Here is an 11,589-nt window from a genome sequence, read left to right as displayed (position 1 = left end):
CAGTGCAATCGCGAGGGTTTCGAGGTCTGTCGTCACAAACGGACTAACGAGACCCTCGCTTCATGCACCCGAAAACTTCGGACTTACTCATCTAGACCGGGCGGTGGGCGGATGGCTTGCCGACCGCCGGCCCGAGAACACCGGGCTGCGCGGACTGTCCGTGGACGGCAAGTCCCTGCGCGGTGCGGCCAAGGCCCAGGGGCGGAGGATCCACCTACTCGCTGCGGTGGAGCACACCACCGGGCTGGTCCTGGCCCAGCTCGACGTCGGCGAGAAGACCGGCGAGGTCACCCGTTTCCAGCCGCTGCTCGACACCGTCGCCGACCTGACCGCAACCGTGGTCACCAGCGACGCGCTCCATACGCAACGCGAGCACGCCGCCTACCTCCTGGGCCGCGGGGCCCATTACATCGCGATCGTCAAGGGCAACCACAAGAAACTGCGCAAGCAGCTGAAGTCCCTTCCCTGGAAGGACATCCCGTTCCAGGGCCGCACCCGGGGCACCGGCCACGGCCGCGCGGAGATCCGCCGGATCAAGGTCACCACCATGAACAACCTGCTCTTCCCCGGCGCCCGCCAGGCCGTCCAGATCAAGCGCCGCCGCACCGACCGCAAGGCCGGCAAGACCACCATCACGACTGTCTACGCGGTCACCAGCCTGACCGCCGAGCAGACCACCCCCGTCCAACTCGCGAGACTGATCCGCGACCACTGGAAGATCGAGGCCCTGCACCACGTCCGCGACACCACCTTCGCCGAGGACGCCTCCCAGCTGCGGACCGGCAGCGCACCCCGCGCGATGGCGACCTGGCGCAACCTCGCCGTCGGCGCCCTCCGGCTGAGCGGCGTCAAGAACATCGCCTCCGGCCTTCGCCGCAACGCACGCGATCCCCGCCGACCCCTCACACTCCTCGGCCTCGCGTGATCACAAAACGGGCGCCTGCCGACTACGCCGAAGCCCTGGGGTCTGGGAGGGGGCTTGACGGCAACGTCAGCGGACGACGGCTGTGGCGGGTGGGTCGTCGGGGGCGTTGCCAGTGGAGCTGAGGGCGTTGCCGAGGGTGTCAAAGGCCTGGCGGTGGAGGCGGAGTCGTACGTGGGCGTAGACGGTGGCGGTGACGCCGATATGGGCGTGGCCGAGGAGTCGCTTGATCACGCCGAGTTCGACGCCCTGTTCCAGGAGCAGGGTGGCGGTGGAGTGGCGGAGGTCGTGGAAGCGGATCGTCCGGAGCCCTGCTGTGTGGAGGAGGCGGCGGAAGCGGCGGTTGAGGTTGCCGGGGTCGAGTGGCCTGCCCTCTGGGGTGGTGAAGACGAGCCCGTTGTCTGTCCGGTCCGATTGCCTGACGTTCTTCCTGCTGCTGTTCCTGGTGGATCTTGAGGGAGTTGATGCATTCGGTGGGGAGGGCGATGCGACGTTCGGAGGCGAGGGTCTTGGTGTTCAGGACGGTCAGGCCTGGCTGCGGGTGCGCTGGAGGCAGCGATGGATGCTGGCGGTGCCGCCGTCGAGGTCGAGGTCTTCCCAGCGCAGGCCGAGGAGTTCGCCCTTTCGGACTCCGGTGCGCAGGGAATCTCGATATCTACAAGAGGTTCAATTGATGGTTCATTCGGCTCTCCTGGAGGCCTTTGATGATGTTCTCAGGCCCCTTGGATTCCGTAAGAAGTCGGGAAGCTGGTACAGAATTTCCGGCGACCTCTACGGCCTGGTTGGCGTGCAGAAATCCAGCTGGGACGAGTCATACTATGTGAATGTCGGGTTTGCCCCGGCAGGCAAGGTGAAGGAGGGGTGGCTCCCCGAATCCAAATGCCTGGTCAGATTTAGAGTGGATGCAATTACCTCCATTTCCCGTAAAGGGCTCGAACTCCTTTCCGTGGAAGGAGAGGAGGTTGCGCGGTCGGATGAGCTTCGGTCATCCCTGGTCGAAGAGATTGTGGTTCCTGTGGCTCTGTTGGTCGACCCGATCGGAAGCCTGGGGGATCTGAAATCCCTACTTCGATCCGGCGTTTCTGGACGGGTGTTCATTCATCATGAGATCAGGGAGAAAATGTTCAGTGGGGAGTAGCGCAACATGCCCTGGGCCCGCTTCACGCCCTTCGGGCACCCGAGATCGTTGTGATAGCAAATCTGATCTTGTATGGACACGCGCTGTGGCGTCAGTGCCATCCGTGTGTCAGGGGTGATCGTCGAGGGCGTCACCGAGGGTGACGGTGGCTCGCGCTGGAGGCGGAGTCGCCTTCCTGTCTACCGCCCCGCTGGCGACGGCCGCCGATCACTCGGCGTGCACAGGGCCCGGGAGCATATGCCGAACTCCCGGTCGCAAGCTCCCGGTTCGACCGCTCAGCAGGGCGGTCGGAGCCCGAGAGGCCGTCCGGCGGGCTTGTGCCGTCCGGATGGCCCGGCTTGGTACCTGGCTGGGGGCCGTGGCGATGGAGATAACTGGGCTGATGCCGGTGCGGGGTTGAGCGAAACACACGTGACGGGTGATCATCGGCGCGCCCGCCGTCGTGGCTGACTTTCTGTGGCAGAGGTCAGAACCCCCACAGTCATGGGCACGGCACACACGGACGGCCCGTCCCTGCCGGGGCTGACGAGTGCGGGGGAGCCTCGATCGGCTGCGCCCGGCAGGGACGGGAGTCAGGTGGGTCAGCGCGCTGCGGCGCCGGGGCGAGCGAGGCGGGTCACGTCTGGCGCCAGGTCCGCCAGGGGCGGGTGATGATCTCCCGGTAGGTGTGGTGGGACGGGTTCTGACCGCAGTGCCGCAGCACCCACTCCTGCGGTTCGGCGAACTCCTCGCTTGCCGGTGAGGTCTCTCCGTCCACGGCGCACTGCATCGCGTACAGGACTGGCTCCGCGTCCGGCTCGCGGTCGGGCTGGAGCGTCCAGGTCTCGTAGCGCAGGACCGAGCGAGGGGTCACCGTCCCCACCTCCGGTTGGCCACGGCCACCTTCGCGCTCAACTCCTCCGTCGGAGTCGGTGGACGTACGTCCTCGGGCGGCACGTCCCACTCCCGGCCACCGCGCGGCGGCCGAAGCTGCACGTACGGCCCCACATGCCCCATCACCACACCCACCTTGCCGTTCCGCCGGTCGACCACCAGGGCGCCGGCGTCGGGCGCGACGGTGTGCCCGTCGGCATCAGGGGTGGGGGCTGTCATCGTGACCACCCCGGCGAGGCGGCGCGCGACCGGGCGTCCAGTCGCAGGGCGGGAACACATGGGGTGGCGCTCTTTCGCACGGTGACGCTCCTCGGCGGCGTTGATGCGTGCCCCTGGGCCTGTTGGTGCCGCAGGGTCGGCACCGATCCTCATGCCGGTCGCCAGGACGAAGGAACCTCCACCAAACCCCACTCCGGGACGTCCCGCACCATGTAGAACGTCCCTGGTGCCGTCCTGAGACGAAGGGGGAGACTCGTGCCGAACGAGAGACTACGAGCCGTCATGGCGGCGGGAGGCTGGACGTACGCCGCACTCGCTCAGCAGGTCGAGGTCGACCCCAAGTCGGTCGAGCGCTGGGTGAATCTCGGGCGTATCCCACGTCGTGCCACCGCCCTCCAGACGGCCAAGGCCCTGGGAGAAGACGTGCACGCACTCTGGCCGGCGCTCCGCCAGGCCCGCCCCGCCCGCGCCATCAGCCCCGAACTGGTCGCGCTCTACGAGCAGCGGGCCGACCTCCCCGTCTCGACGTTCACCGACATCCTCGCCCAGGCCCGGGAGCGGATCGACATCCTCGTCTACGCGGCCGTCTTCCTCCACGAGGCGTACCCGCGGCTGAACGAACTCCTCACCGAACGCGCCGCCGAAGGCTGCACTGTCCGCATCGCGATCGGGGACGCCGACAGCGATGCCGTTCAAGCCCGGGGCAAGGAGGAGCGGTTCGGCCACGGCATCGAATCCCGCTGCCGCCTCGCCCTCATGCACTACAGACCCCTCGCCGGCACCCCCGGCATCGAGGTCCGCACCCACGAAACCACGCTCTACAACTCGCTCTACCGTGCCGACGACCAGCAACTCGTCAACGCCCATGTCTGGGGCGTCAACGCGTACGCCGCCCCCGTATGGCATCTTCGCCGACACGAGACAGGCGGCATGTTCGACACCTACGCCGAGAGCTTCGACGCGGTGTGGACGACGGCAACCCCCGTACGAGAGGAGGGCTGACCGTGGCCCGCACCGAGTACTACGACGACCCGAACGCGCCCAAGCCGAACAGCATGGTCGTCGCCGCCTCCGCCGTCGTCGCCGACGATCACGGACGCATCCTCCTCCAGCGCCGCCGTGACAACGACCTATGGGCACTGCCCGGCGGCGGCATGGATCTCACCGACTCCCTGCCAGGCACGGCCGTCCGCGAGGTCAAAGAGGAGACCGGCCTCGACGTGGAGATCACGGGCCTGGTCGGCACCTACACCGACCCGAAACACATCATCGCCTACACTGACGGCGAGGTCCGGCGACAGTTCAACGTCTGCTTCACCGCCCGCATCACCGGCGGCCGGCTGGAGATTTCCGACGAGTCGACCGAGCTCCGGTTCGTGCCTCCGGACGAGATCGAGCAGTTGCCGATGCACCACACCCAACGACTCAGGCTCCAGCACTTCCTGGGACACCGCGAGAAGCCGTACCTGGGCTGAACCGCCTGACGGCAGTAGCGACGGCAACACCCACGGATTTCCCCGCACAGCCACGGACACCAGCGGAACCCGAAACCGCCGCTGATCTGCGAATACGCAGATAGAGAGGGGTCGCGTAGCACACGTACTATGCGGTGGCGGGCGCCACGCCGGTCCTGGTTCACAACTCTCGCGCTGGAAATCTTTGTCCGCATCCAGACGCGGAAGGACCCCATACGACATTCCGTCGGGACGGAACGACCGGCGAGATCGACCATTATGAATCCTATGACCGACCTTCAGACCCCCGGAATCCGAAGCCATGGGTCCCGACGAAACGAGTTGACGTGAAGGGTAAACCTCACTACGACAAGAAGACCAAGACTCGTGTCCCGACGCCGCACGTAAATCTTCCGGACGGATCGGCAGTGCCTGCGGAACTCTGGGAGATCCCTAGAAGGAACCCGTGATTCCGGCCCTGAAGTTTCTTCAGAAGTGGTATGCATCCGCCTGTGATGGGGACTGGGAGCATTCGTACGGTATTCGAATTGAAACAACTGATAACCCTGGCTGGATCCTCATCGTCGACCTGGTCCGAACTCCGCTGCATGGTCGAACTTATGATAAGGAAGATCAATCCATTGACGGGTCTTGGGTTTCGGTAAAAAGTGACGGAATCGAGTTTGTGGCGGCATGCGATCCAGGCTCACTGGAGAGGGCAATCGATTATTTCATCGAATTCTCTGATGTCTCCTGAGGCCCGTCCAGGTGGCGGAGTCGGACATGCGGCCGGGCTCTGAGTTCGGGCAGGTCGTGGAGTGCGGGGTGGCTGGTTTTGAGGGGCCATCTCCGCGGGGGCGGAGTGGGGACCGTCGGCATGCGCCCGGTTCCGTTGTTCGGTGTGGTGAATCGTGTCCAGGGGGGAACACGCGTGGTCAGACGGAGATCGTTGCTGCTCGCTTCATCGGCGGCCGGGCTCGCGGTGGGGGGTGCCGTCGTCTATGGCGTGCGGGCCGGTGCCGAAAGTGCTGATGCCGGTGACGGGAGCCGGGGCGGGGGGTCCGGGGAGCGGATGCCGGTGCAGTTGCGGGGGGTGCGGCCCGGGGGGCGGGTTGTGATGGTCGCGCTCGATCGTGGGGCTCGTGAGGGTGAGGTCCGGGCAGTCCTGCGGGAGTTGGTCGCCGGCTTGCGGGCTGTGGAACGGGCCGGTCTCGCTGTGGGGGTTGGGCTGGGGGCCGGTGCGTTCGAAGGCGGTGGGTCGCGGCCCGGCCAGCTCGTCGACATGCCGTCCTTCCCCGGGGACCTGCTGGATCCGGCGCGGTCGCACGGCGATGTGCTCGTACAGGTCGCGGGGGACCGGGTCGCCGATGTGCGGGCGGCGGTCGCGCGGTTGTTGACGGCCGTCCCTGGCTGGCGGGAGCGGTGGCGGATCGAGGGGTTCCGGGCTGAGAACCGGGAAGAGGGTGGCCGGGGGCTGGCCCGTAACCCCTTTCACTTCACCGAGGGGTTCGGGAATCCGGCCGGGGACCGGGAGACCGCGGATCGCGCCCTCGTACGGGCCGGTCAGGGCGAGCCGGAGTGGGCCGTCGGCGGGAGTTATCAGGTCGTACGGGTCATCCGGCTCGCGACCGAGCTGTGGGACAAGGACTCCGTCCCCGAGCAGGAGCGGATCATCGGCCGCCGTCGTGACGGGCGGTGGCTCGACGGGGCGCCCACGGACGAGGAGCCGAACTTCGCGGCCGACCCCAAGGGCCGGCTCACCCCGCTCGACTCGCATGTACGGCTCGCCGCGCCCGACCGCCGCGATCCGCCGCCGCTCGTACGGCGCAGCTACAGCTACGACCGGGGCGACGGCGACAGCGGGCTGGTTTTCTCGTGCTTCCAGCGCGATCTGGCGAAGGGGTTCGAGGCCGTGCAGAAACGGCTGGCGGGCGAGTCCATGGCCAAATATCTGCTGACCACCGGCGGCGGCTACTACTTCGTCCCGCCCCCGGGCGACCACTGGGCCGACGGGCTCCTCCCCGCGTCGGGCTGATCGAGGTGGTCGCTACTGACCCGCCGGGCCGCAGACGAATTCGTTCCTTGTCGTCCAGAAGCTGAAGAGATCCCGTCCGCAGTAGCTGTCCAGCTCCGAGACACCCATCCCGCGCAGAATCGCGTGGATCAGGTCGAAGAAGGCCGCGTTCACCTCGGGGATGAAGAAGAGCAGGACGAAGACGGCGAGCAGTCCGTACGGGGCGAACGGCTCCACCTGGCGGCGGAACTTGTAGGAGAGCCACGGCTCGACCACTCCGTAGCCGTCGAGGCCCGGCACCGGCAGGAAGTTCAGGATCGCCGCGGTGACCTGGAGGAGGGCCAGGAAGCCGAGGGCGTAGCGGAAGCCCGTCGGGACGCCGGACAGGGCGTCCAGCCAGAAGGGCGCGGTGCAGACGACGGCGAACAGTACGTTGGTCAGCGGCCCGGCCGCGGAGATCAGGCTGTGCCGCCAGCGGCCCTGGATCCGGTGGCGCTCGATGAAGACCGCGCCGCCCGGCAGACCGATACCGCCCAGGATCACAAAGACCACCGGCAGCACGATGGACAGCAGCGCGTGCGTGTACTTGAGCGGGTTGAGCGTCAGATAGCCCTTCGCCCCGATCGAGATGTCCCCGCTGTGCAGCGCGGTACGGGCGTGCGCGTACTCGTGCAGACAGAGCGAGACGATCCAGGCGCCGGTGACGAACAGGAATACGGCGATCCGGATGTTCGCCGCGAAGTCGGTCCACACGGCCCAGCCCGAGACCGCCGTGACAGCGACGATCCCCAGGAAGACGGGGGAGATCCGCCGGTCGCTCCGGCGGGAGGAGGCGGTGGTCATGGGTGGGTCTCCTCGGGGCGGGGGGCGGGGCGGGAGTGTCGGGCGTGGGGCGGGAGTGTCGGGCGTGGGGCGTCGGCGTCGGGCGTGGCACGGTCCGGCGGTCGGGCCGCGCTGCCGTGAGCGGCGCCGCACTACGGGCGGCGTCGACCGACCGTACAGCCGCCAGAACGGAAACGTCCGGCACGCCGATAACGTCTCGCCAACGGATCCCAGTTCCGGGGAGGCCGGTGCCGGGACAGTACGACCCACGTGCGGGGGTGCGGGGGCGCGGGGGCCTACGAGGCGGTGCCGGACGGAGTGGTGGCCGAGCCCTGCCGGCACCCGCCCCACGAGGGTCACCGGGCTCGCTCGGCCGCCCGCACTCCGGCGCGCGGGCCCTCGGCGCGACGCGACCGGCCTGCTGGTCGGACTCGCGACAGAACAGGTCGGGGCGGCCTTCCCGACGGCGGTCACGGACAATGGGCTGATGCGCTACCGGCTCCTCGGCACCACCCGGGCACTGCATGACGACGGCACCCCCGTCGCCCTCGGCGGTGCGCGGCTGCGTGCGCTGCTGACGGTGCTCGCCCTGCGGCCCGGCCGTACGGTTCCGGTCGCCCTGCTTGTCGCCGAGGTATGGGACGGCGATCCGCCCGCCGACGCGGTCGGGGCGCTCCAGGCGCTGGTCGGGCGGCTGAGACGGGCGCTCGGCCCCGGGGCCGTCTCCTCCGGGGAGGGCGGCTACCTGCTGTGCGCCGACGAGGAGGATGTGGATCTCCACCGCTTCGGCCGGCTCGCCGGGGAGGGCGCGCGGGCCCTGGCGGATGGAGACGCGGTCAAGGCGGCCGGCCTGCTCGACGAGGCGCTGGCACTCTGGCGCGGTCCCGCGCTGGCCGATCTCCCCGACCGTACGACCGAGGCGGCCCGCTGGGAGACCCGTCGGCTGGAGGCGCGCAGGGCGCGGCTCACGGCCGAGTTCGCCCTCGGCCGGGCCGAGGACGCGCTGCCCGAACTGGCCGCGCTCTGCGGTGAGTTCCCGCTCGACGAGCCGCTTCAGGCGCTGCGTATCCGCGCCCTGCGCGAGGCGGCACGCCCGGCCGAGGCCCTGGCCGCGTACGACAGGGTGCGCCGCGCGCTGGCGGACCGCCTTGGCACCGACCCCGGTCCCGAGCTGCGCGCCCTGCACGAGGAGTTGCTTCGGGGTGCCAACGGCTCCGAGGGGCGGGCCGAAGACGCCCACGGATCCCACGGATCCCACGGATCCCACGGGGCCCAGGGGGCCGATTGGGCCGATGGGGGCGCCGAGGTCGGGCGGGCCACGGGCCGCGGGCGCTCCCACCGTACGGCCGCCACGGCACCCGCCGCGCCCCCGGCCGCCATGGCCGCCGCGCCCCCCGGCAATCTCCGCGCGCGGCTGACCAGCTTCGTCGGGCGCGAAGGCGATATCGAGGCCATCCGCGACGATCTGGGCCGCGCCAGGCTCGTCACTCTGCTCGGGCCCGGCGGAGCGGGGAAGACCCGGCTCTCGCAAGAGGCCGCCGAGCGGATGGCCGAGGGGTGGCCCGACGGCGTATGGCTCGCCGAACTGGCGCCCGTGAACGATCCGGAGACCGTGCCCGAGGCCGTACTGACCGCGCTCGGGGCGCGGGAGACCGTGCTGCGCGGCGCCGGGGCCGAGGAGTTGCGGGCCGCCGATCGGCACGCCGGTGAGCCGATCGTACGGCTGGCCGAGCACTGCGCTCGTCGGCGCATGCTGCTGCTTCTCGACAACTGCGAGCATGTGATCGGTGCCGCCGCCGCGCTGGCCGAGACGCTGCTCGTGCACTGTCCCGGTCTCCGTATCCTCGCGACGAGCCGGGAGCCGTTGGGGGTGCCGGGGGAGTCGGTGCGGCCGGTGGAGCCATTGCCTCCGGATCCGGCGCACCGGTTGTTCGCGGAGCGTGCCCGCGCGGTGCGGCCTGGGTTCGATCCGGCGGGGGATCCGGAGGCGGTGGCGGAGATCTGTCGTCGGCTGGACGGTCTTCCGCTGGCGATCGAGCTGGCGGCGGCGCGGTTGCGGATGCTGACGCCACGCCAGATCGCGGATCGTCTCGATGACCGTTTTCGGCTGCTGACCAGCGGGAGCCGGACGGTCCTGCCGCGCCAGCAGACGCTGCGCGCCGTCGTCGACTGGTCCTGGGACCTGCTGGACGCGTCCGAACGCGCCGTACTGCGGCGGCTGTCGGTCTTCGCGGGCGGCTGTGGGCTGACGGCCGCCGAGTCGGTCTGCGCGGACCAGCCGACCGGCCTTGACGAGATGGGCGACACGGACGACACGAACAACACGGGCGGTACGAACAACACGGGTGGCACGGACAACGCGGGCGGCACGGATACCACGGGCGGCACGGATGTTACGGGTCGCACGGACGACGCGGACGTACCGCATGAACCGGGCACCACTCAAGCCGTCGCGTCCTCGGACGTCGCCCTGCTCCTCGGCTCGCTCATCGACAAGTCCCTCGTCGTCGCCGCCCCCGCGCCGGACGGCGACATGCGCTACCGGCTGCTGGAAACCGTCGCGGAGTACACCGCCGAGCGGCTCGACCAGGCCGGTGAGCGGGCCGCTTCCGAGCGCCGCCATCTCGTGCACTACCGGGAGCTGGCCCGTACCACCGACCCCATACTGCGCGGCCCCGGCCAGCACGCCGCGATCGCCCGCTTCCAGCTGGAGTACGAGAATCTGCGCACCGCGCTGCGCCGTGCCGTCGCCGCCCGCGACGAGCAGGAGGCGCTCTGTCTCGTACTCTCCCTCGGCTGGTTCTGGCAGATGCTCGATCTGCGCGCCGACGCCCGCCACTGGGCGGCGGCCGCCGCGGCTCTCGGACCCGACCCGTTCGCCCCGCCCGTGGAGCCGGCTCCGGCCCTCTCGCAGCGATGCACGGACACGCCGCCGCCCATGACACCCGAGCTGCTCCACGAGGCGCGGCGCCAGGTGCGGCTGATCGGGATCGCCAGCATGAATCACGACGCGGAGAACTGGACCACACCCGAGCGGCTCGCGTGGCTGCGTGAGGTCGCCGGTGCGTACAGCCCGGGGCTTCCGCAGACCTGCCGGTTCCCCGGCACGTTGTGGGTCTTCGCGTACATGCTCACCGGGGATCCGGACGGGCTGAGACGGATCGTGGACGAGACCGTACGGGCCTGCGAGAGGCTCGGTTACGAGTGGGAGCTGGCCGGCGCGCTGCACCTACGGGCCAATGTCGTCTCGAACCGCACCGACGGGACCGGGGCCGCGAGCCGGGACGCCGACCGCAGTCTGGAGATCTTTCAGCGGCTCGGCGACACCTGGGGCGCCGCCGAGGCGCTGTCCGCGCGGGGGGAGGCCAGGGAGAAGGCCGGGGAGTACCGCCTCGCCGCCGACGACTACCGGGCCGCCATGGCCCACGCCGAAGGGCTCGGCGCGCAGAGTCAGGCCGCGCTGTTGCGTTCCCGGCTGGCGGCGACCATGTTCGAGACCGGCGAGGGAGAGGAGGGCGAGCGCATCCTCCGCGAGGTGCTGGCCGAGGGGCGCGACACCTGGCACGAGGCGCAGCCCGCGGCCCGGCTCTTTCTCGCGCTCTGGCTGGGCGGTACCGGACGCGGGGACGAGGCGCGGGAGGAACTCAACCGTCTGCTCGACGTGTTCCGCTCCGAGACACTGGCCATCTTCGAGGGGTTCGTCCAGGGCGTCTTCGCCTGGCTGGACTGCGCGGACGGCCACTACGCCACGGCGCTGGGGGCGGCCCGCACCGCGGTGGAGGCGGCGCTGACACCGCTTTCGCTGATGGTCGCCCCCGAGATGGCCGCGGTCCATCTGATGACGGTGGCCTGGGCGCTGGGCGGGCTGGCCACCGAAGCGGGCGACCGGGAGCGCGGACGGGACGCGGCCCGGCTGATCGGCGCGTACGAGGTGCTGTCGCCCGTCGGGCGCCACCCCGCGTTCTCGGAGCGGTACATCGCGAAGGGCGCGCGCGAGACGGTGGTGGGGCTGCTCGGCGAGGCCGCGTTCGAGGAGGCCCGCGCCGAGGGCGGCGGCCTCACGCTGGAGGAAGCCACCGCCCTCGCCCGACGCTGAACCCGCCGGACCCCGGACCCGCCGGATCCCGGACCCGGAGCGCCGGACCCG

The 11,589-nt window shown here is 69.9% G+C and carries 10 protein-coding genes and 1 pseudogene; 7 read left to right on the top strand and 4 right to left on the bottom strand.

The genetic code is table 11. The features are described 5' to 3' along the window. Nucleotides 1–7: 7 nt before the first annotated feature. Entirely contained in the window at nucleotides 8–925 is a 918-nt protein-coding gene (locus ABTZ59_RS30365; protein WP_351420176.1) for an ISAs1 family transposase, read from the top strand. 66 nt (nucleotides 926–991) lie between these two features. Here the strand turns inward: ABTZ59_RS30365 and ABTZ59_RS30360 are convergent. Then, nucleotides 992–1,576 (bottom strand): annotated as a pseudogene (locus ABTZ59_RS30360) (site-specific integrase); the annotation flags it as partial. On the opposite strand from ABTZ59_RS30360, the gene ABTZ59_RS30355 reads away from it, so the two are divergent. Further along, nucleotides 1,485–2,060 carry a DUF4304 domain-containing protein gene (locus ABTZ59_RS30355; RefSeq protein WP_351420161.1) on the top strand — a complete coding sequence of 192 codons (576 nt, stop codon included), beginning with the start codon at nucleotides 1,485–1,487 and terminating at the stop codon, nucleotides 2,058–2,060. The pseudogene ABTZ59_RS30360 and the gene ABTZ59_RS30355 sit on opposite strands and share 92 nt — an antisense overlap. A gap of 616 nt (nucleotides 2,061–2,676) precedes the next feature. Here ABTZ59_RS30355 and ABTZ59_RS30350 read toward each other — a convergent pair. Both ABTZ59_RS30350 and ABTZ59_RS30345 read right to left on the bottom strand, forming a co-directional pair. Continuing rightward, nucleotides 2,677–2,922, bottom strand: a complete 246-nt coding sequence (locus tag ABTZ59_RS30350; protein WP_030995392.1) for a DUF7848 domain-containing protein — start codon at nucleotides 2,920–2,922, stop codon at nucleotides 2,677–2,679. Further along, nucleotides 2,910–3,152: a hypothetical protein gene (locus ABTZ59_RS30345; RefSeq protein WP_503003784.1), complete on the bottom strand. Its 243-nt coding sequence runs from the start codon at nucleotides 3,150–3,152 to the stop codon at nucleotides 2,910–2,912. The genes ABTZ59_RS30350 and ABTZ59_RS30345 overlap by 13 nt, the downstream gene beginning before the upstream one ends. A 282-nt stretch (nucleotides 3,153–3,434) precedes the next feature. Here ABTZ59_RS30345 and ABTZ59_RS30340 point away from each other — a divergent pair, with 282 nt between their 5' ends. From ABTZ59_RS30340 to ABTZ59_RS30320, 4 genes are all read left to right on the top strand, one after another. Continuing rightward, the gene (locus ABTZ59_RS30340) at nucleotides 3,435–4,154 is read left to right on the top strand and encodes a DUF5919 domain-containing protein (RefSeq protein WP_351420174.1); all 720 of its coding nucleotides are present in this window, start codon (nucleotides 3,435–3,437) and stop codon (nucleotides 4,152–4,154) included. 2 nt (nucleotides 4,155–4,156) lie between these two features. Continuing rightward, the gene (locus ABTZ59_RS30335; RefSeq protein WP_351420154.1) at nucleotides 4,157–4,627 is read left to right on the top strand and encodes an NUDIX domain-containing protein; all 471 of its coding nucleotides are present in this window, start codon (nucleotides 4,157–4,159) and stop codon (nucleotides 4,625–4,627) included. Nucleotides 4,628–5,072: 445 nt separating this feature from the next. Further along, a complete protein-coding gene (locus ABTZ59_RS30325) occupies nucleotides 5,073–5,363 on the top strand; it encodes an immunity 53 family protein (protein WP_351420149.1) in 291 nt (96 codons plus the stop codon). 120 nt (nucleotides 5,364–5,483) lie between these two features. After that, nucleotides 5,484–6,641, top strand: coding sequence for a Dyp-type peroxidase (locus tag ABTZ59_RS30320; RefSeq protein WP_351420147.1), 1,158 nt, complete (start codon nucleotides 5,484–5,486; stop codon nucleotides 6,639–6,641). 12 nt (nucleotides 6,642–6,653) lie between these two features. Here the strand turns inward: ABTZ59_RS30320 and ABTZ59_RS30315 are convergent, their stop codons facing one another. Beyond that, entirely contained in the window at nucleotides 6,654–7,463 is an 810-nt protein-coding gene (locus tag ABTZ59_RS30315) for a site-2 protease family protein (protein ID WP_351420145.1), read from the bottom strand. Nucleotides 7,464–7,929: 466 nt separating this feature from the next. On the opposite strand from ABTZ59_RS30315, the gene ABTZ59_RS30310 reads away from it, so the two are divergent. Next, the gene (locus ABTZ59_RS30310) at nucleotides 7,930–11,538 is read left to right on the top strand and encodes an AfsR/SARP family transcriptional regulator (protein WP_351420142.1); all 3,609 of its coding nucleotides are present in this window, start codon (nucleotides 7,930–7,932) and stop codon (nucleotides 11,536–11,538) included. Nucleotides 11,539–11,589: the final 51 nt, after the last annotated feature.

This window comes from Streptomyces sp. NPDC094034, from assembly GCF_040303865.1.
Classification (GTDB): Bacteria; Actinomycetota; Actinomycetes; order Streptomycetales; family Streptomycetaceae; genus Streptomyces.
The sequence above is the reverse complement of the archived record's forward strand: the minus strand, read 5'-3'. Positions and strand labels throughout refer to the sequence as shown.